This window comes from Bradyrhizobium sp. 191 (assembly GCF_023100985.1).
In the GTDB taxonomy this organism is placed as follows: domain Bacteria; phylum Pseudomonadota; class Alphaproteobacteria; order Rhizobiales; family Xanthobacteraceae; genus Bradyrhizobium; species Bradyrhizobium diversitatis.
On sequence record NZ_CP064692.1, the window covers coordinates 7,348,535 to 7,369,025 of the forward strand.

Annotated in this window: 16 protein-coding genes and 2 pseudogenes; 13 read left to right on the plus strand and 5 right to left on the minus strand. The window is 65.5% G+C overall.

All coding sequences use genetic code 11. The annotated features are described in order from the left end of the window. Window positions 1–55 precede the first annotated feature (55 nt). Window positions 56–1,138 carry a YbhN family protein gene (locus tag IVB23_RS34400; RefSeq protein ID WP_197966857.1) on the minus strand — a complete coding sequence of 361 codons (1,083 nt, stop codon included), beginning with the start codon at window positions 1,136–1,138 and terminating at the stop codon, window positions 56–58. Window positions 1,139–1,567: 429 nt separating this feature from the next. Here IVB23_RS34400 and IVB23_RS34405 point away from each other — a divergent pair, with 429 nt between their 5' ends. Both IVB23_RS34405 and IVB23_RS34410 read left to right on the plus strand, forming a co-directional pair. Then, complete coding sequence (locus IVB23_RS34405; protein ID WP_061881974.1) at window positions 1,568–2,074, plus strand: ferritin-like domain-containing protein; 507 nt, start codon at window positions 1,568–1,570, stop codon at window positions 2,072–2,074. A 244-nt stretch (window positions 2,075–2,318) separates the two neighbouring features. Next, a complete protein-coding gene (locus IVB23_RS34410; protein ID WP_197966856.1) occupies window positions 2,319–4,718 on the plus strand; it encodes an EAL domain-containing protein in 2,400 nt (799 codons plus the stop codon). Window positions 4,719–4,722: 4 nt separating this feature from the next. Here the strand turns inward: IVB23_RS34410 and IVB23_RS34415 are convergent, their stop codons facing one another. Further along, a complete protein-coding gene (locus IVB23_RS34415) occupies window positions 4,723–5,157 on the minus strand; it encodes a hypothetical protein (RefSeq protein WP_061881972.1) in 435 nt (144 codons plus the stop codon). A 65-nt stretch (window positions 5,158–5,222) separates the two neighbouring features. On the opposite strand from IVB23_RS34415, the gene IVB23_RS34420 reads away from it, so the two are divergent. Beyond that, on the plus strand, window positions 5,223–5,804 hold the full coding sequence (locus IVB23_RS34420; protein WP_247805010.1) for a hypothetical protein: 582 nt from the start codon (window positions 5,223–5,225) through the stop codon (window positions 5,802–5,804). Between the two features lie 112 nt (window positions 5,805–5,916). On the opposite strand, the gene IVB23_RS34425 is transcribed toward IVB23_RS34420, so the two are convergent. Beyond that, window positions 5,917–7,260: a PLP-dependent aminotransferase family protein gene (locus IVB23_RS34425; RefSeq protein WP_061881971.1), complete on the minus strand. Its 1,344-nt coding sequence runs from the start codon at window positions 7,258–7,260 to the stop codon at window positions 5,917–5,919. A gap of 185 nt (window positions 7,261–7,445) precedes the next feature. On the opposite strand from IVB23_RS34425, the gene IVB23_RS34430 reads away from it, so the two are divergent. From IVB23_RS34430 to IVB23_RS34445, 4 genes and pseudogenes are all read left to right on the plus strand, one after another. Then, a complete protein-coding gene (locus tag IVB23_RS34430) occupies window positions 7,446–7,682 on the plus strand; it encodes a DUF1127 domain-containing protein (RefSeq protein WP_247801485.1) in 237 nt (78 codons plus the stop codon). Window positions 7,683–8,410: 728 nt separating this feature from the next. Beyond that, window positions 8,411–8,791: pseudogene (locus IVB23_RS34435) on the plus strand (transposase); the annotation flags it as partial. 299 nt (window positions 8,792–9,090) lie between these two features. Further along, window positions 9,091–9,180, plus strand: a pseudogene (locus IVB23_RS34440) (transposase); the annotation flags it as partial. A gap of 39 nt (window positions 9,181–9,219) precedes the next feature. After that, complete coding sequence (locus tag IVB23_RS34445; RefSeq protein WP_247805035.1) at window positions 9,220–9,369, plus strand: hypothetical protein; 150 nt, start codon at window positions 9,220–9,222, stop codon at window positions 9,367–9,369. Window positions 9,370–10,058: 689 nt separating this feature from the next. On the opposite strand, the gene IVB23_RS34450 is transcribed toward IVB23_RS34445, so the two are convergent. Then, window positions 10,059–10,484 carry a universal stress protein gene (locus IVB23_RS34450; RefSeq protein ID WP_061883091.1) on the minus strand — a complete coding sequence of 142 codons (426 nt, stop codon included), beginning with the start codon at window positions 10,482–10,484 and terminating at the stop codon, window positions 10,059–10,061. A gap of 50 nt (window positions 10,485–10,534) precedes the next feature. Continuing rightward, on the minus strand, window positions 10,535–11,071 hold the full coding sequence (locus tag IVB23_RS34455) for a histidine phosphatase family protein (protein ID WP_247801486.1): 537 nt from the start codon (window positions 11,069–11,071) through the stop codon (window positions 10,535–10,537). Window positions 11,072–11,164: 93 nt separating this feature from the next. Between IVB23_RS34455 and IVB23_RS34460 the strand changes: the two genes are divergently transcribed. The 6 genes from IVB23_RS34460 (at window position 11,165) to IVB23_RS34485 (ending at window position 20,490) form a co-directional block, all read left to right on the plus strand. Next, window positions 11,165–12,619: an FAD-binding oxidoreductase gene (locus tag IVB23_RS34460; protein ID WP_247801487.1), complete on the plus strand. Its 1,455-nt coding sequence runs from the start codon at window positions 11,165–11,167 to the stop codon at window positions 12,617–12,619. A 134-nt stretch (window positions 12,620–12,753) separates the two neighbouring features. Continuing rightward, window positions 12,754–13,266, plus strand: a complete 513-nt coding sequence (gene msrB / locus IVB23_RS34465; protein WP_061883086.1) for a peptide-methionine (R)-S-oxide reductase MsrB — start codon at window positions 12,754–12,756, stop codon at window positions 13,264–13,266. A 290-nt stretch (window positions 13,267–13,556) separates the two neighbouring features. After that, window positions 13,557–15,809, plus strand: coding sequence for a flagellar hook-basal body complex protein (locus IVB23_RS34470; RefSeq protein ID WP_061883085.1), 2,253 nt, complete (start codon window positions 13,557–13,559; stop codon window positions 15,807–15,809). 35 nt (window positions 15,810–15,844) lie between these two features. After that, window positions 15,845–17,728, plus strand: a complete 1,884-nt coding sequence (flgK, locus tag IVB23_RS34475) for a flagellar hook-associated protein FlgK (protein WP_247801488.1) — start codon at window positions 15,845–15,847, stop codon at window positions 17,726–17,728. 21 nt (window positions 17,729–17,749) lie between these two features. Further along, window positions 17,750–19,633, plus strand: a complete 1,884-nt coding sequence (locus tag IVB23_RS34480) for a flagellar protein (protein WP_061883083.1) — start codon at window positions 17,750–17,752, stop codon at window positions 19,631–19,633. A 71-nt stretch (window positions 19,634–19,704) separates the two neighbouring features. After that, window positions 19,705–20,490 carry a hypothetical protein gene (locus IVB23_RS34485; RefSeq protein ID WP_061883082.1) on the plus strand — a complete coding sequence of 262 codons (786 nt, stop codon included), beginning with the start codon at window positions 19,705–19,707 and terminating at the stop codon, window positions 20,488–20,490. Window position 20,491: the final 1 nt, after the last annotated feature.

Here is a 20,491-nt window from a genome sequence, read left to right on the forward strand (position 1 = left end):
CGGAAATAAGAGAGCATTGCTCCGCCGCCCGCAACCTTTGTCTGCGACGGCTGCCTTAGCGCTTGTTGGCCTGCCGCAGCAACCGCTCCCGCTCCATCGGTGTCACCTGCTTGGGCAGATTGGCCTGCGCGCAGGCCTCCGCCAGCCGCCGCCGCTCCTGCCAGGGCTCGACCACGTTCATCCAGAGCTCGCGCGTGCCCATGATCGAGATGGCAAGGCCGAACGGGATCACGAAATAGAGAATACGGAACACCAGCAGCGTGGCGAGAAGCTCCTCGCGGCCGAACTGGGGCAGCGCCACCAGCATGGCGGCATCGAACACGCCGATCGAGCCGGGGGCGTGGCTGGCAAAGCCGATCAGGGTCGCCAGGATGAACACGACCGCGAGCGACATGAAGTCGATCGGCGGATTGGCCGGCATCAAGAGGTACATTGCCGTGGCGCAGAAGCCGAGATCGACGACGCCGATCAGGATCTGCACCAGGGTCAGCGGTGCGGAGGGCAGCACCACCTTCCAGCCTTTCTGGCCGAGCTCGCGGCGCTTCTCGCCCATGCAGAGCCAGACCAGATAGGCGCCGATCGATGCGAGACCGCCGAGGGCGATCAACCGGTTGAGCGAGGAGGGGAGCTGATCCATCGAGGAGGCCGCATCCGGATGGATGGCCATGCCGATCGAAAGCACGAAGATGTTACCGAGCCAGAAGGTCAGGCCCGACAGGAAGCAGATCTTGGCGACGTCGATCGCGTTGAGCCCGTAGTCCGAATAGATCCGGAAACGGATCGCGCCGCCGGTGAATACCGTCGCGCCGATGTTGTGTCCGATCGAATAGGACGTGAAGCTGGAGAGCGCCGCGATGCGATAGGGCACGTGCTTCTTGCCGATCGTTCGCAGCGCAAAAAAGTCGTAGAAGGTCAGCGTGCAGAACGCGAAGAAGACGCAGATCGCCGCCAGGCCGATACTGCCGCGGGGAATCTCGGTCAACGCAGTCAGGATGACGCCGGTATCGATGCCCTTGAGGGTCCGCACCAGCGTGGTGATCGCGAAGGCGATGATGAAGATGCTCGCGGCAATTCCGAGCCGTCGCCAGCCGATCCATCTCTTGAAGCCGCGTTTCAGCGCGGGCAGCAGTCCGTGCATTCATCCTCCCGGCGGGGGGCAAAGACCGACCGGGCCAGGCATTGGCCGGTCGGACGCGATCATGGCCAAAGGCAGGCATCGATCGCTAGGCATGATCAAGCTCATTTAAGGCAAAATCAGCGGCTTGTGCAGCCCTTGACAACAATAGGTTCTGCATTGGACGGCCACTTTTGTCATACGCGGTTCACATCGGATGCGCGTTAAGCATATGAGTCGTGAAACCGGCTCCGCTCGCGCGTTTGGGGCGCCGACATGATTTCAAATCCTGGCGCCGTCCGCATTGTTCCAGCGCAAGCGGCTTCGGCGCTTCCTGGAACGTCGATGCCGCGTGCTCGTTAGGCTTCATCAGCAATCGAACATGGTGGAATATGCGGCTTTTCGTGCAAGCCGGCGCCTCCATGTTCCCGAAACCCCGAGAGGATCGGAACGATGGGACTGTTCACAAAAGACATCAAAACCATGAACGACCTGTTCGTGCATCAGCTTCAGGACATCTATTACGCCGAGCAGCAGCTCACCAAGGCGCTGCCGAAGATGGCAAGCAAGGCCACCGATCCGCAGCTGAAACAGGGCTTTTTGACGCACCTCGAGGAAACCAAGCAGCACGTCGCTCGACTTGAGGAAGTGTTCAAGATGCACGGCGTCGCCGTGAAGGCGGTCGACTGCCCGGCCATCGACGGCATCATCGAGGAAGCCGACGAGACCGCCGGCGAAGTCGCCGACAAGGCGGTGCTCGACGCGGCACTGATCAACGCGGCGCAGGCCGCCGAACACTACGAGATCGTGCGCTACGGCAGCCTGATCGCCTGGGCCAAGCAGCTCGGCCGCAACGACTGCGCCAGCATCCTCGCCAAGACGCTGGAGGAGGAGAAGGCGACCGACAAGAAGCTGACGACGCTCGCCGAGAGCAAGGTGAATCTGCGCGCGGCGAGCTGAGGGCGTCCAGCTGACAAGCGCCGCACGGTGGCCCGCGCGGCGCGTTGTTTCTCGCTTCATCCGCTGTCATGCCCCGCGAAAGCGGGGCATCCAGCCGGGATGATCGGCCTCGGTGCGCCGGCGCGAGGATCAACAATGTGAGCGATCACAGACATCTTCCATTCACCAATCCCCGAACAGGCTTGTAGCCGGTTACCGATCGTCCACCACTGTCGGCTCAAGTGCGAGTCGATAGGGGCCGGTAATGTATCAAGTTCTCTACTGTCTAACCGACGAGCATGATTGGCGACTCGTCGCGCTTGGCGGCGCAGTGTGTCTGCTCGCCAGCGCGGCTGCGATCAGCCTGTTTCAGCGCGCACGCGCCACGCACGGCCCCGGGCGTCTGGCCTGGATCGCCCTGGATGCGGCCGTCAGCGGATGTGGCATCTGGGCGACGCATTTCATCGCGATGCTTGCCTACGGGCCGGGCGGCGCCGGCGCCTACAACATCCCGGTGACAATTCTCTCGTTGATGCTTGCGATCTCCGTGACCTTCGTGGGGCTGAGCATCGCCGTAGCGTCCTCGCGCCCGGTGTGGATCGTTCTCGGCGGCGCCATCGTCGGCACGGGTGTCGCGGCGATGCATTACACCGGCATGGCGGCCCTGGAGATGCCGGCACGGGTGGATTGGATCGGAAGCACGGTTGCCGCCTCGGTGCTGTTCGGCATCATCTTCGCAGCGCTCGCGCTGTTCGTGGCAGCCCGAGGCGACGACATTCGTCATGCCCTGAGCGCGACTGCCTTGCTCACGGTCGCCATCGTCGCGCATCACTTCACCGCGATGGGCGCCGTGCTGCTGACGCCGGACCCGACGCTCGCGATCAGCGGGCTCTCCATTCCACCGGCCTCGCTGTCCTTCCTCACCGCCGGCGCTGCGGTCGCGATCATCGCCATTGCGCTCGTGGCCGCGCTGCTCGACCGCCGCGCCAAGGGTGAATTGGGCCGCCAGCAGATCGTGTTGGACAGCGCTCTCGAGAACATGTCGCAGGGGCTGTGCATGTTCGACGCCGACGGCAAGATCATCCTGTTCAACGAGCGCTACGCCGCGATGCTCCGTCGTACCGACATCCTGCTCACCGGTCGGCTACTGGTCGACGTGCTCAGGGAAGAGCAGGCAAAGGGCCAGTGGCAGGGCGACGCCGATGAATTCTTCGCGCGCCTCGTCGCCGACGCACGCGAGGGCCGCACCACGACCGACGTCGTCAGCCGGTTCGGCCGCTCCATCCGGGTCGTCAACCAGCCGATGCAGGGCGGCGGCTGGGTTGCGACCTTCGAGGACATCACCGAATGGCTGGAGGCACAGGCCAAGATCTCGCACATGGCCCGCCATGATGCGCTGACCAGCCTGCCGAACCGGGTGCTGTTTCACGAAGAGCTCGAGCAGGGACTGCGTCGGACCAAATCGGGCGACCAGCTCGCCGTGCTTTGTCTCGATCTCGATCACTTCAAGGACATCAACGACTCGCTCGGCCATCCCATCGGCGATGCGCTGCTCAAGGAGGTCGGCCGCAGGCTGAAGGCCACCGTCGGCGAGCACGACACCGTGGCGCGGCTGGGTGGCGACGAGTTCGCGGTGGTCCAGATCGGGCGGTCCGAGGAGACCGCTGCGAGGTCCCTTGCCGGGCGCCTCGTCGAGGTGATCTCGGCGCCTTACGAGATCGACGACCATCAGATCGTGATCGGCGTCTCGATCGGCATCTCGCTGTCGCCGCAGGACGGCAGCAATCCGGACGAGCTCCTGAAGAACGCTGATCTTGCGCTCTACCGCGCCAAGGCGGATGGCCGCGGCACCTATCGCTTCTTCGAGACCGGCATGGATGCGCGCGCTCAAGCGCGGCGCCTCCTGGAAATGGATCTGCGCGCGGCGCTGCAACGCGACGAGTTTCAGGTCTATTATCAGCCGATCCGTGACGTCGCCAGCGGTCGCGTCGTTGCCTTCGAGGCGCTGTTGCGCTGGAACCATCCGCAGCGCGGGCTGATCGCGCCCATCAACTTCATTCCGCTCGCCGAGGAGACCGGGCTCATCGTTCAGCTCGGTGAGTTCGTGCTGCGCTCCGCCTGCACCGACGCAGTCACTTGGCCCGACGACGTCGATGTCGCCGTCAATTTGTCGCCGGTGCAGTTCAAGAGCCCGAACCTGATCGCGTCCGTGACCGACGCATTGGCCGCCTCGGGAATTGATGCGCGCCGTCTCGAGCTCGAGATCACCGAATCGGTGCTGCTCCAGAACAGCGAGGCGACGCTCGCGACCCTCCATGAGCTGCGCGCCATGGGCGTGCGGATCTCGCTCGACGATTTCGGCACCGGCTATTCGTCGCTGAGCTATCTGCGGAGCTTCCCGTTCGACAAGATCAAGATCGACCGCTCCTTCGTGTCGGAGCTGGCGACGCGCGAAGATTCCATGGCGATCATCCGTGCGGTGACCGGCCTCGGCCGCAGCCTTGGCATCGTCACTACGGCGGAAGGCGTCGAGAACGACGTGCAGCTCGAGCTGCTCCGGCGCGAAGGCTGCACTCAGGCGCAGGGTTATCTGTTCAGCGAGCCGCGGCCGGCGTCGGACGTGGCAATGATGCTCGACCGCCCGCGACTGCGCGCATCGGCGTAAGGGGTCAGCCGCGGCGCAGCGCGAAATGCGCGCCGCAAAACGCCATCACGGCACCGAGGCAGAGCGCGGCGAGCCCGGCCAGCACGCCCGAGACGGTCGGGATCGGGCTCGGCGCAGAGGCCGCCTGGCCCGCTCCCGCAAGCAAGAGCACGCCGACCGCGATCAGGAATTGCCGCATCCGCTGCGGGATCTGTCCGGAGACGGCGCTCTGCATCAGGCTCGCCGTGAAATAGCCGCCGGAGAAGCCGACGGTCGCGATCAGCCACCAGGCGATCGCCGCGCCCGTCGGCATGAACTCATGCGTGTCGGAGCGCCAGAGGCCGCCGAGATCGAGGCCATAGCGCGCGCCCAGCATGTGGACCGCGAGCGCGAGCAGCACGCCGGAGATCATAGCGGCGCCGAGAATCAGGCGGCGCGGAAAAAACGTCGTCTCAGCCATGCCTCGCTTGTAGGATGGGCGAGGGCGATCGCGCAAGCGGATCGCGAATGGGACCTGTGATCGATATGCCGGGAGCCGAAGCCGATGCGGCCACGAGCTACGCCTACAAGGCCTCGCTGATCGGGTCGGCGCATCGCTTCGAGCTGACGGAGCAGGGGCTGTCCTGGCACATCGCCGGACGCTCCGGCCTGTGGCGCTACGACGAGATCTCGGCGATCCGGCTGTCGTTCCGGCCGGTCTCGATGCAGCAGCACCGCTTCCGTGCCGATGTCAGCCGCACCGGCGGCGGGCGCATCGCGATCCTCTCGACGAGCTGGCAGACCGCGGCGCTGATGGCGCCGCAGGACAGCGGCTTCCGCGATTTCATTCTCGCGCTGCATGCGCGGATGGCGCAGGCCGGCAGCCGGGCCGAATTGACCGCCGGCTTGGGCCGCAAGACCTATGCGGCGGCGCTGGTTTTCCTGGCGGTGCTGACGGTGGCGATGGCGGGGCTGTTGATCCGTGCGCTTCTGATCGGCGAGTTCGCCGGCGCGCTGTTCATCCTCGGCTTCGCGGCGCTGTTCGCCTGGCAGGTCGGCGGCTTCGTGTGGCGCAACAGGCCGCGGAGCTACAGTTTCGATCAGTTACCACGGTCCGTGCTGCCTTAGAGAGCCTTTCCCGTTCCGATGGAATCGGAACGGGGCTCTGGATTCTTGTTTTGACGCGTTTTCTTCACGCGAACCGGTAGCCACTTCGCTTGAAAACGCTCTGGGCGGATCGCTATTCCGTCGAGTCGAAATCCTCTTCCTTGGTGCCGAGCAGCGAGGCGATCGTGCGCAGGCCGGAATCGAGCTGCTCGGGCGACGGCGGGGCGAGGGCGAGCCGCACCGCGTTTGGTGCATGACCATGCGCGATCGCGAAGGTCGAGGACGGCGTCAGCGCGATGCCGCGCCTTGCCGCCGCGGCGACGAAGGTCTGCGAGCGCCAGTGCGGCGGCAGTGTCAGCCAGAGATGATAGGAGCGCGCGTCTGCGGCGAGCTGGTAGCCGGCCAGAAGTCTTGCGGCGGTCTGCTGGCGGCGCGCCGCGTCGATGCGCTTCAGGCGCGTCAGCTCGGCGACGGTGCCGTCGGCCATCAGCCGCTGCCCGGCCGCCAGCGCATGACCTGATGCGATCCAGCCGCCGGTGCGGACCGCGCTCATCACGCTTTCGCGCAAGTGAGGCGGCGCGACCAGGATGCCGAGCGCAAGGCCCGGCGCGACCTTCTTGGACAGGCTGTCGATCACGATGCAGCGGTCCGGCCCGAGCGCGGCCAGCGGCGTATCGTCGGCGAGGAAGCCGTAGACGGTGTCCTCGATGATGGGAAGATCGAGCTTTTCGGCGACGCGCATGATGTCGGCGCGCCGCGTCGCGTTCATGGTGACGCCGAGCGGATTCTGGATGATGGGCTGGAGATACAGCGCCGACAGGTGCGCCTCGCGATGCGCCTTCTGGATCGCATCCGGCCGCACGCCGTGCTCGTCCATCGGAATCGGGACTAGCGTCACACCCAGCCGCGCGGCGATGCTCTTGACGTATGGATAGGTCAGCGCCTCGACGCCGCAGCGGCCGCCGGTTGGAACGAGCGCCGCAAGCGCGGCCGCGAGCGATTGCTTGCCGTTGGCGGTGAAGAAGATCTGGTCCGCCTGCGGCGTAAAATCCTTGCGCGCGAGATAGGCGGCGGCAGCAACGCGCGCGCTCCTGGTGCCGGTGCTGGTCGAAACGCGCAGCGCGGATTCGAGCGCGTCGATGCGCTCGAGCCCCGCAAGGCTCTTGGCGATCATCGCCCATTGCTGGGGCAGCAGCGGGTAATTGACCTCGAAATTGATGCGTGCCTCGGCCGGCTCGCGCATCGTCTCGACCTGGCGCCTGATGTCGCCGGAGATGAAGGTGCCGCGGCCGACCTCGCCGACCACGAGGCCGCGGCGGAGCAATTCCGTATAAACCCGGCTCGCGGTCGAGACCGCGATGCCACGGTCATAGGCAAAATTGCGCTGCGGCGGCAGCCGGTCGCCGGGCCTTAACGTGCCGTTAGTGATATCGGCCGCAATGGCATCGGCAAGCTTCACGTACTCGAACTTGGACATTATTGCACCGAGAGCAATGTTTTGCTTGCTCCGAGGTATGTACCGGAGCATTTAAGTTCCATCAAGACCCGCGATTGAGCCGAGGGTGCGCGAGAGCAATCCGACGGCAATGAGGTGCAGGCGCTGACAGCGTCCGCGCCAACGGCATCGGCTTCGCCGCGGAACGACACGCCGGAGAAGAAAAAATGACCACGATCTCGCAAACTGCCGGGCGGAGTTTACGCCCATCCTCATCGGGCGGATTTTTCAGTGCGCTTGCCCACGCCGCCTCTGCGCTGTTCGACCGCATCGAGCGCCGCTCCGCCGTCAAGACGCTGAGCGAGCTCGACGACCGCGCCCTGCGCGACATCGGCATCACGCGCAGCCAGATCGAGGATGCGGTGTACGGGCAGTTCAAGGCCGAGCTGTCGCGGTATCTGTGAGGCGTTCCTGTCGCGCTCGTTCCTTGCGTGTCCCGGACGCGCCGTAACGCTCTTGGCGTTGCGGCGCAGAGCCGGGACCCAGGAAGTCGCACAAGTCGCTGTAACATGGGCCCCGGCTCAGCAGCGCATCACTTCGTGCTGCGCAGCATCCGGGGCACGAGAGCAGAGTGTGTGGCGCACACCTGCCTCAACGCCGTCATTGCGAGCGCAGCGAAGCAATCCAGAAATGCATCCGCGGAAAGATTCTGGATTGCTTCGCTGCGCTCGCAATGACGGGGTATGGGGTGAAAGGCGTCGTTCTCTCAAACTGCATCTTCGTTGCGGACGCACTTCCGCATCCTCGCGGCTCATCTCGCCCGAGCTTTGCTTCTTGCTCACCCTCAATTGAAAGAGGGCGCAGGGAAGACCGGGAGCCCGCTGGCACCCGAGGTCCACTGTGCGGAATCTGCGTAACAAGAAGCTGCACAGCGGCATACAGGTGAAGCCAGGACATCCCGGCCTTCCCTGCGCAGTGGTTTTACGGCTTATGTCGCGCTCTTGTGTCCGCAAAATCTGCCAGGATGTGACAACGGGCGGTTCTGACCAACCGCCCGTCGCTGGATCCGAGCCCGTTCGTGCTCAAAGGCCTAGAGCCTGTCGGGGAGCGTGGGACGGATTCGGCGTGTCTTCCTCAACCCGAACAGTTGCATGGGCTTCGAGCCCGAACCGAGCAAGGAAGGGAGTGGATGATGGCACAAAACAGTCGCGTTGTCGTCGGGATTGATGTGGCCAAGGACAAGGTGGATGCATGCATTCGCTCGCTGTCGCAACGGCAAGCGTTCCCGAGCGGTGCGAAGGGGCGGCGCAAGCTGGTCGCCTGGCTGCGCAAGCACAAGGTCGACAGGGCGGTGATGGAGGCGTCCGGCGGCTACGAGCGGGACTGGGCCAAGGCGCTGCGCGAAGCCTGCTTCGCGGTGCGGATCGTCGATCCACGGCGAGTGCGTAACTTCGCCCGATCGGCGGGGCGGCTCGCCAAGAACGATACGATCGACGCGGACACGATCGCCTGGTTCGCTGAGACGTTTGAAGATGCGCCGAGCCAAACCCACGATGCGGCGCGCGAGGAGCTGGCGGCACTGGTCAAAGCACGCAAAGCCGTGATCGATCTGAAGACCCGCTTGCAGAGCCAGAACGAGCACGCCGTGCCGGGAGCGGTGCAGAAAGCCCACGCCCGCGTCTTGAAGGGCCTGGATGCTGAGATTGCCAAGCTCGAGGATGCAATCGTTGTCACGGTCAAGGCCACACCGGCATTTGCCGCGCGCGCCGAGATCATCGAGAGCGTGCCGGGCCTCGCCGAAACGGCCTCTGCGGTCCTCATTGCGGGGCTCCCGGAACTCGGGACGGCCGCGAGGAGATCGCCGCCGCGTTGTTGGGCGCTGCGCCTTATGATGACGACAGTGGCAAGCGACGTGGCGAGCGCCATATCAAGGGCGGCCGCCGCTGGGTACGCAACGCCCTCTACATGCCCTGTCTCGGCGCAGCCACCCAGAACAACCCGTTGCTCAGGGCGTTCTATCAACGGCTGATTGCCAAGGGCAAGGAGCCGAAAGTTGCGCTCATTGCCTGCATGCGCAAGCTGATCGTCATCCTCAATACGATGATCGCCCGCGGCGAGAAATGGGAGCCGAGCCGCTACGCGTTGCGGTGAGCTGATCGAGCGCGCCCTACCGCGCTCGGTCCTCGACCGAGCGCATGCCAAGCCGACAGACCGGCGAGCGGACGGGGTCAAGGCCGTCAGCCGCCAAAGGCGGTGGCGCGTCCAGCGCCAGCCTTGAGGCCGGCCGATCGGCGGTCTACTTCAGCACAGTTGCTCCCCGGGGAGCGATGCACTATTGCCCCCGTCACCTTGCGGATGACTGATGCGTGTGCCCGGTCGGGCCGCCACATCACCGCACGACTTGGCGCACAGACCCCGGGCGCCAGGACCACACGATTTTGCCGTACGCCGATCACACCGGTCGTGTGCGCGACGGTCTTGCTCACAGTTGCCCGCCCTGCAAAGCCCTTCGCGCCGATGCAATCAGCGTCCACCGCCGCCCGACCCGCGTTCGTGACGATCGCGATACGCCCCTCTTCCATGGGCCGGGTTGCCGCGACACATACGCGATTTCCGAATTTCGGTAAAGTAGAATATTTTCCGCCGCGCGTGTTGACCTGCGCCTTGGGTGTTTTGCCCGACGGGCAACGCAAGTAATAGCTGCGTAGGGTGGGTTAGCCGCAGGCGTAACCCACCACTTCTGTTACCGAGCAGATTAAAGCGGTGGGTTACGCCGAGCGACCAGCGCTTCGCGCAGTCCGCGCGGCTAACCCACCCTACGATACCGGCTATGACGAACCTCAATGCCTGACCACCAGCACCGAGCATTTGGCATAGCGCACGACGTGGCCGGCGTTGGAGCCGAGGAAATAGGTGCGCATGGCCGGCCGGTGCGAGGTCATCACGATCAGGTCGGCCTTCATATTCGCGGCTTCCTCGAGGATTTCGTGATAGATGCCGCCCTGGCGCACCACGCTGGAGATGCGGCTCGGCTCGATGCCGGACTCGCGCGCGACGATGGCGAGGGCCTCCTCCGAGGTCTGGCGCTGCTGCTCGTCGAAATCGGCCGGGACGTATTCGGCCAGCATCACCGGCGTCATCGGCAGCACGTTGAGCAGGCGCACCGTGCCGCTCCAGGTCTGCGACAACGTCGCCGCGGTCGCGATCGCCGGCTTGGCGAGATCGGTGTCGGCGAGGTCGATGGGCACGAGGATGGACTTGAACATCTGCGCCTCCAAATCTTTCGGTCAGCACGTCTTGCCGGCAAGTCGCGCGATCACTCCGATCGAAGCAGCTTGGGGCTGACGAACAGCACCAGCTTGCCGCGGCGGTAGGCCACGTCACCCCAATCCTTGACGTCAAAGTCGAAGATCGCAAGCCCCGCGGTGGGCAGGTTGTGGCCGAGCGCCTTGGCGCCATCAGGATCGCCGCCGCCTATCAGCATCAGGGCGACCTCGTGCATGCCGGGGTTGTGGCCGATCAGCAGCAATTGCTTTGGGTCGGCCGGGGCGGTTGCGGTGCGAATGGCTTCCAGGATTTCCGCGGAATCGGCGCCGTAGAGTTCCGGCAGGACCTCGACCTGCGGCACGGGGACGCGGTCCTTCATCGCCTCCCAAGCGATGTCCCAGGTCTGCCGGGCCCGCACGGCATGTGACACCAGCACGGTATCGGGGAAGGGGGGATGGGCGGCGATCCAGTCGCCCATCCGCGCAGCATCCTTGTGGCCGCGCTCGTCGAGCCGGCGGTCCTGGTCACGGCCGCTTGGCGCGTCGGTCTCGGTCTTAGCGTGACGCAGCAGCATCAAACGGCGCATGGCATTCTCGAATCGTTGTGTGTCCAGGATAATCTACGGGCGCGGGTTGGGGATAAGGTGACAAGCGCCTGATCGGTCCTTTAAGAAAACGACATGAGCGAGACTTTCACAAGCGTGTCCCAGGAAGAAGCCGGCTTGCGCGACCGCGTGCGGCTGACGTTCGATCTCGACGCCGACATCTGCGTCATCGGCGCGGGGCTTGCCGGCCTCTCCATCGCGCTGGAGGCGGCCCGGCTCGGGGCCAGCGTCGCGGTGCTCGAGGGCCGTCATATCGGTTGGAACGCCTCCGGCAACCAGCTCGGCACCGTGACGCCAGGCTTCGCGCTGCCGCTTGCGGACCTGATCGAGCGCATCGGCTTCGAGGACGCGCGCGAGTTGTGGGGCCTGTCGAAGGAAGGCGCCGAGTTCGTCCGGGCCAACGCCACGGAAGAGAACATGCCGGGAATCGGCCTCAGCGACGGCGTGCTGGAGGTCTCCAACGTCGATGCCGGCGACCGGCTGATCAGCCGGTTGCAGATGCTGAACGAGGATTTCGATACCGAGGTTGAGGGCTGGCAGGCCGATCACGTCCGCGGGCTGCTCAAGACCGACCGCTACTTCCACGGCGTGTATTATCCCAGGGCGTTCCAGGTCGACGGACGGAAATATGTGCACGGCCTCGCGGCGCTGGCGCGGCGGGCAGGCGCCCGCATCTTCGAGGACACGCCGGTCGTCAGCATCGATCATTCCGGCATCCGCAAGCGCATCGTCACACCCTCGGCGCGGCTGCGCGCAACCCACATCGTGCTCGCCGGCAACATTCATCTCGGCGCGCCCCTGAAGCGCCTTTCGGAGACGCTGCTGCCGGTCTGGCGCTATGCCGGTGTCACCGCGCCGCTCGGCGAGCGCCTTCATGAGATCATCGCCTTCAAGGGATCGGTGATGGATTCCGACGGCGTCGACCATTTCCGGATCGTCGATGGCGACCGGCTGATGTGGGAGAGCCCGGAGACCACCTGGGCGGCGCGTCCGCAGCGCTTCGCGGGCGCCGTCAGGCGGCGGATACGCACGATTTTTCCCGAACTCGGCAACGTCGAAATCGCCGACATGTTCGGCGGCGCCACCGGCCAGACCGTGCACGGCATGCCGCAGATCGGCCAGTTGCGCAAAGGCCTCTGGGTGGCGAGCGGGTTCGGCCGCCAGGGCATGAACACCTCCGCCATGGCCGGACAGATGATTGCGCGCAGCATTCTGCGGGGCGATGAGCGCTGGCGGCTGTTCTCGCCGTTCGAGCTGGTCTGGGCGGGCGGCGCCACGGGGCGCGTCGCCGGCCAGCTGGTCGGGATCTGGAACAGGGCGAGTTCCGCCGCGGCAGGCTCGCTCGCCCGCTATCGCGAACGTGCCAGGGTCAAGGACGGGGAACGCGAGGCCCGCCTCGCCAAGGCCAACCGGGCCGCCGGCACCGGCCCGCGCCGTCCGCCGTCCGCGTCCGGCGTTCGGCCGCGGCCGGCCCCGCCGCCGAAACCAGCGACCCAAGACACAGCGCAGGACACAGAACAGGCAACATAGAACAGGGCACGGAACCGGCCCCTCACGAAGCCGGCATCTCGCGATAAACCCGAGAAAAATCCCGCCCGGAAGTGTAACGTCGGCCGTTAGAGCCCGTATCTCAGGGCGTGGACTCCCCGCGCACGGAGAATGAGATGGTTGACCGCCGCATCCTGTTGACGACTGTCGCCGGCCTGTTTGGCCTTTCGGCCTTCCGCTGGCTGAGAGCATCCCCCGCCGAGGCCGGCGAGAAGGCCGCGGAAAAGTTCGAGATCGTGAAGACGGAGGCCGAATGGCGTGCCCAGCTCACGCCGCAGCAATATGAGATCCTGCGCAATCACGGCACCGAGCGGCCCGGCTCCAGCCCGCTGCTGAAGGAGCACCGCAAGGGCATTTTCGCCTGCGCCGGCTGCGACCTGCCGCTGTTTGCGTCCGAGACCAAGTTCGAGAGCGGCACGGGATGGCCGAGCTTCTATGCGCCGATCGAAGGCAATGTCGGCAAGACCGAGGACCGCACCTACGGCATGGTCCGCACCGAGGTGCATTGCCGCCGCTGCGGCGGCCACCTCGGCCACGTCTTCGACGACGGTCCGAAGCCGACCGGATTGCGCTATTGCATCGACGGTTTCGGGCTGGTCTTCCATCCCGCGGCGGCGTCGGCGACGTAGGCAATCAAGCCGTCATTCCGGGATGGTCCGAAGGACCAGACCCGGAATCTCGAGATTCTCAGGTGCGCAAATTGCGCACCATAGTTCGGTCCCGCGGACCGCCCCGGAATGACCGAAGGCCCCGGCAATTGTTGCCGGCCCGGCAATTGTGCCCCGGTCGTCCGACCGGGGCCTTTTTGTGTAAGCCATTGATTTCCTGAAGATCCCCGCATTGGCATAGGCCTTGCGACGTCTCTCCCGACTGCGGCCATGGTCGACCGGCCGCCGGAATCGGATTTGGAGACAAAGTTATGGGTATCTTCGATGCAATGAACACCTCGGTGGGTGGCCTGCAGGCGCAATCGTTCGCGCTGCAGAACATTTCCGGCAACATCGCGAACTCGTCCACCACCGGTTACAAGGGCATCGGCACCAGCTTCGTCGACCTCATCCCCGACTCATCGGTCCCGAGCAAGCAGGTCGCAGGTGGCGTGCAAGCCAACGCGAAGGCCACCATCACCACGCAGGGCACGATCTCATCCTCCACCGTCGCCACCAACATGGCGATCACCGGCGACGGTTTCTTCTCGATCCAGAAGGCCAGCGGCGTCGTCGACAACGTACCGGTGTTCACGGGGGTCACCTACTACACGCGGCGTGGCGACTTCCAGCTCAATGCCAACGGCAACCTGGTCAACGGCGCCGGCTATTACCTCATGGGCGTCACGGTCGACCCGAAGACCGGCAACCCGACCGGCAGCGTGGCGAACGTCCTGCAATTCCAGAACAACTTCATTCCGGCGCAGGCGACCACTTCGATCCAGTACGCGGCGAACCTTCCGACGCAGCCGAACACGGTGGCGAAAACCACGGCGTCGACCGGCACGCTGTTGGCGGCCGGCGGGCTGAACCCGTCCGACTTCGCAGCGAATCCGCTGCCCGTCGGCACGCCGCCCGCGCCCTATGCCAACGCGACGGTCTCGGGCGCGGCTGCGACCGGCAACGTCCGCTCGGCCTATTCGTCAACGACGGCCACGGGCACGGTTGCGCTCCAGAACAATTCATCGGCGGTCGCCTCGACGACCACCTCCCTCGACAACGCCGCAGGCACGCATCTCGCCTCCAGCATTCTGACCGCGTTGAGCGGCCAGACGCTGACCATCAACGGCAACACCATCACCTTCAACGGCGGCACCACGGTCTCGACCGTCGGCAGCAACACCACGATCGGTCTCGGTGCGGGCACGACGGCGACGGTGGCCGACATCCTGAACGCGATCCAGACGGCCGGCGGCGCCGGCGTCACCGCTTCGCTCTCGGTCAGCGGCAATATCCAGATCGCGACCGGCACCGGCACTGACGTCGCGATCGGCAGCGGCACGGCCGCCACCGCGCTCGGCATCAGCAGCGTGACGCGCGGCGGCAACGTGCTGTCCTCGCCCGCGATCTCGGGCGCGACCGTGCTGAGCGGCACTGCGACCGCCGGCGGCGCACAGGTGCTCACATCCGGCTTCTCTGCCGGCGACACCATCACGGTCAACGGTCAGACGCTGACATTCATGAACTCGGGCGCCGCGGGACCGAACCAGATCAACGTCACCGACAACGTCACCACCCTGCTCGGCAAGATCGACGCGCTCTCCGGGGCCTCGGGGTCGTCGGTCAGCAGCGGTGGCGTGATCACGCTGAACACCGGCACCGTCTCCAACCTCTCGGTGTCGAGTTCCAACAGCGCTGCCTTCTCGGCGCTCGGCTTCACCTCGACGATCACCAAGAATCGCGACGGCGGCGGCACCGCCGGCACCGGGGGCGTGATCGGCAACGACATCGCCACGTTCACCAAGGAAACGATCAGCGGCGGCGCGGTGACCGCCTACAACGCCGCCGGCACGCCGGTGAACCTGCAATTGCGCTGGGCCAAGACCGACAGTGCCTCGCTGGGCGCGGGCCATTCGGATAGCTGGAACCTGTTCTACCAGACCGACCCGAACGCAACCGGCACGACCGTCGGCTGGGTCAACACCGGTCAGACCTTCACTTTTGCCGCCGACGGCTCGCTGACCTCGCCGAGCGGCTCGGGCATCACCATCAACAACGTCACCGTCAGCGGCCAGTCGCTCGGCTCGGTCGCCTTCAACATCTCCTCGGGCGGGCTGACGCAATATGCCAGCACGAGCGGCGCGGTGACCATCAACACCATCACGCAGAACGGCTATGCCGCCGGTCAGCTCCGCTCGGTTGCCGTCAACAACAATGGCGTCGTGGTCGGCACCTTCTCGAACGGCCAGAACCTCAACCTCGCCCAGGTGCAGTTGTCGCATTTCAACGGCACCAACTATCTGAAGGCACTCGATGGCGGCGCCTATGCCGCAACTGAACAGTCGGGAGACGCCATCGACGGCGCCTCGGGCACCATCAGCGGCTCGTCGCTGGAGGGGTCCAACACCGACATCGCCGATGAATTCACCAAGCTGATCGTGACCCAGCAGGCCTATTCGGCCAACACCAAGGTGATCACGACCGCGAATTCGATGGTGCAGGATCTCTTGAACGTGTTGCGCTGATCGGCGCGTAACGTAACCAAAGGCGGGTCAGTGACATGGGTTTGAGTTCAGCCCTCGCCAGCGCGATGAGCGGCCTGCGTGCCAATCAGGCCGCGCTCTCGATCGTCTCATCGAACGTCGCGAATTCGCAGACGCCGGGTTACGTCGTCCAGACGCCGAACCAGATCGAGGTCACCACCGGCGACTTCGGCTCGACGGTGATGACCACCGGCGTTACCCGCGCGCTCGACAGCTACGTGCTGAACCAGCTGCGGACCGAGACCGGCGGCAGCGGTTACGCCGACCAGATGGCCAACATCCTGAAGCAGCTTCAGAATGTCTATGGCACGCCCGGCAACAGCGGCACGCTCGAAGCCGCGCTGAACAAGTTCACCACGGCGCTTCAGGCGCTCTCGACTAGTTCGGGGGCGTCGTCGGCGCAGACCGTCGCGCTCGGCGCAGCGCAGGCGCTGGCGCAGCAGCTCAACATCACCACCAACGGCATCCAGTCGCTGCGCTCCAACGTCGAGCAGGATCTCGGCAACTCGGCGCGAGCCGCCAACGCGGCGATGCAGCAGATCGCCGACATCAACACCAGGCTCCAGGGCCTGTCGGTCAACGATCCCTCGGCCGCCACGCTGATGGACCAGCGTGACCAGGCCATCAACACGCTGTCGAAATATGTCGACGTCCGCGTCACCACCGACGGTTCGAACCAGACCAACATCTACACCACGACCGGTATTCAGCTCGTCGGCGCCGGGCTGGCCTCGGAATTCTCCTTTGCCTCCGCCGGTGCGCTGTCGGCGACCTCGCTTTACAACATCGACCCGGCCAAGTCCGGCGTCGGTGCGTTCAACATCAAGCTGCCGAACGGCTCGCAGGTCGACGTCGTCGCCAACAACGTGGTGTCGTCCGGCCAGATCGCGGCCGACCTGAAGCTGCGCGACCAGACCCTGGTGCAGGCGCAGGACCAGATCGACCAGCTCGCCGCCACGATGGCGAGCGCGCTGTCCGACAAGACCACGGCCGGAAGCGCGGTCACCGGCCCGCCGGCCGGGTTCGATCTCGACCTTGCCGGCGCGGCGCCGGGCAACACCGTCAACATCACCTACACGGACACGGCCACCAACACCCAGCGTCAGATCACGCTCGTCAACGTGACCGATCCGGCCGCGTTGCCGCTTCAGAACGCGACGAACGCCAATCCGATGCGGATCGGCGTCAACTTCTCCGGCGGCATGGGAGCGATCGCCTCCGCGCTCAACACCGCGCTGTCGGGCACGCATCTGTCGTTCTCCGCCGCCCCTGCGCCGGCGACCGCCACGACGCTGCGGGTGACCGACGACAACACCGGCCTTGCCAAGGTGAGCGCGGCGTCGACCACGAAGACGATCACGTCGCTCACCTCGGGCAATCCGCAGCTGCCGCTGTTCACCGACGGCGGCCAGGCGCTCTACACGGGCGCGATCACGGCGTCCGGCTCGCAGATGACCGGCTTTGCGGGGCGCATCGCCGTGAACACGCAGCTGGTTTCCGATCCGAGCCGGCTGTCGGTCTACAACACCTCGCCGGTGACGCCCGCGGGCGACACCACGCGTTCGGATTATCTTTATTCGCAGCTCACCAACGCGGTGTTCTCCTATTCGCCGCAGACCGGCCTCGGCTCGGCGAACCAGCCCTTCACCGGCAGCGTCTCGAACTACCTCCAGCAGTTCCTGAGCGTCCAGGCCAACGCCGCGACCCAGGCGACCCAGCTCCAGCAGGGCCAGAGCGTCGTGGTCTCGACGCTCCAGGCCAAGTTCGACTCGACCTCCAGCGTCAACCTGGACTCGGAGATGTCGAACCTGATCCAGCTTCAGAATGCCTATGCCGCCAACGCCCACGTCATGTCGGTGGTGCAGAGCATGATGAACACGTTGCTCCAGGCTCAAGTGTAATAAGTAACAGGGCTCTGAAAGATGTCGATCAGCAGCATCAACTATTCTTCGTCGATTCTCGGCGCACAGATCCGCAACATCAATCAGCAGCTCACCGACCTGTCGACCCAGCTTTCGACCGGCAAGCTGTCGCAGAACTATTCCGGCATGGGCACCAACGAGGGCTTTGCGATCGCCGGGCGCGCGCAGCTCTCCAACATCGCCGGCTATACCGACACGATCACCAACGTCAACGTCAGCATCAACCTCGCCAATACCGCGCTGCAGTCGCTGACGAAGATCCGCAACACGGTGCAGACGGGCTCGGCCAACACCGCGCAGGACCTCAACGTCAACGGCCAGACGATCGCGCAGAACACTGCCGCGGCGCAATTCGGCTCGATGGTCGGCGTCCTCAACACCCAGACCGGCAGCCGCTATCTGTTCTCCGGAACGGCCGTCAACACGCAGTCGGTTGCCGATGCCGGCGACATCATCAACGGCACCACGACGCAGGCCGGCTTCAAGACCGTCATGGCGGAGCGCCAGGCCGCCGACCTCGGCGCCAACGGCATGGGGCGGCTGGTGCAGACGCAGCCGACGCCGAGCTCCGTGCAGGTATCGGAAGACGTCGCCGGGTCGCCGTTCGGGCTCAAGATCAAGGCCGTATCCTCGACGCTGACGGGCGCGACCGTCACCGGCCCGAGCGGCTCGCCGGTATCGTTCTCGGTCGATCTCAACGGCGTCAACCCGAACGACGGCGACAAGCTCAGCATTCAGTTCACCCTGCCGGACGGCACCACCGAGCAGATCGACCTGACGGCGTCCTCGGCGACGCCGACGCCGCTTGGCAGCTTCGCGATCGATGCGAGCACCCCGGTCAACCCCGACAACACCGCCGCGAACCTCAATACGGCGCTGAACACGGCGATCACCAAGCTCGCCAACACCTCGCTGGTGGCGGCATCCGCGGTCGTCGCCGGCGACAATTTCTTCAACACCGCGAGCTCCGCGATCGGCACGCCCGTGAACAACCAGGCCGCGACGCCGGCGCCGATCAGCGGCGCGACGGCGCTGTCAGGCGCGAGCCCCTCGGACTCGATCTCGCCGGGCTTCGTGGCGGGCGATACCATCACCGTCAACGGCACCACGCTGACCTTCGTGGCCTCGGGCGCGACCGGCAATCAGCTCAACGTCGGCGACAGCGTTCAGGCCCTGCTGAGCAAGATCGACGCGATCACCGGGACGTCGAAGCCCTCGACGGTCCATGGCGGCTCGATCACGATCAACACCGACGATGCGGCGAGCCTCAACATCACGACGTCGAACACCGGCGCGCTCAGCGCGCTCGGGTTCAGCGCAACGCCGGTGACCGCCACGCAGCCGCCGCTGCGTGTCGGCTCCTCGCCCGCGAGCTCGGCCACCACGCTGGTGAACGGCTCGGCCAATACGGTGAAATGGTATCTGGGCAACGATGGGCCCGGCTCGCCGCGCTCGACCGCGATGGCGCGGGTCGACGATGCCGTGACGGTGCAGTATGGCGCCCAGGCGAATGAGGATGCGATCCGCCGCCAATTGCAGGCAATCGCCGTGTTCGGCACCTTCTCGACCTCGCCGACGGGCCAATATTCGGGCGGTCAGGTCTCGGCGCTGAGCCTGCGGGTGACGCAGGCGCTGACGCAGCAGCCCGGCCAGCAGCGCATCGAGGACATCCAGACCGACATCGCGATGGCCCAGAACACCATGAAGGACGCGACCACGCGCCAGACCCAGGCCAAGGCGCAGCTCCAGGGCATCATCGACCAGGCGGAATCGGCTTCGCCCGACCAGGTTGCGAGCGAGATCCTGGCGCTCCAGAACGCGCTCCAGGCGTCCTACCAGGTGACCTCGAACCTCGCGCAGCTCTCGCTCGTCAAGTTCCTGTAAGGGGGCGTTAAGGCGCCGTTAACCATGCCTGTTTACCTCTTGGTGAGGATTGGAGCGGGGCGGGGCGGTCGATGTCGGACAGGATGCAGCTGGTGGTGGCAACGCCGTGCTTCGGCGGGCAGGTGTCGAGCATCTATGCGAGCTCGATCTTCGCGCTGCAACGCGCCGTGCACGGCATGTCCAATCTCGAGCTCAAGGTGCACCTGCGCGACGGCGACGCGCTGATCACCCGCGCGCGGGCCAATTTGGCCGCGATGTTCCTGGACGATCCCAAGGCGACGCATTTCCTGTTCATCGATGCCGATATCGGGTTCAGGCCGGAGCAGGTCTTCCGGCTGATCGAATGCGGCGCGGATGTCGTCGCCGGCTGCTATCCGATCAAGCGGGTCAACTGGGACAAGGCCGCGCGTGCGATCCGGTCCGGTCGGGCCGACGTGCCGGCCGCCTCGCTGGACTACGTGCTCGAGATCGAGGATCCCGACCGTATCGTCGTGGTCAACGGCTTCACCCGCGTGCGCTACGCCGGCACCGGCTTCCTGATGATCCGGCGCCACGTGCTGGAGGCGATGTGCCGCCACCCGGCCTATGCGAACCTGCAATTCTTCCGCGAGCATTCGCACGATACGCTGACGGCGAGCCAGAACCGGTTCGCGCTGTTCGAATGCATGATCGACCCGGCGACCGGCACGTATCTTTCCGAGGATTTCGCCTTCTGCAAGCGCTGGACCGATATCGGCGGCGAGATCTGGGCCGATATCCAGAGCTCGCTCGATCACGTCGGGCCGTCGGTGTTCCGCGGCGACATCGCCTCGCAATTCGCGCCGGCGCCCGCGGCGGCGGCCGATGCCGCAGCGTGAG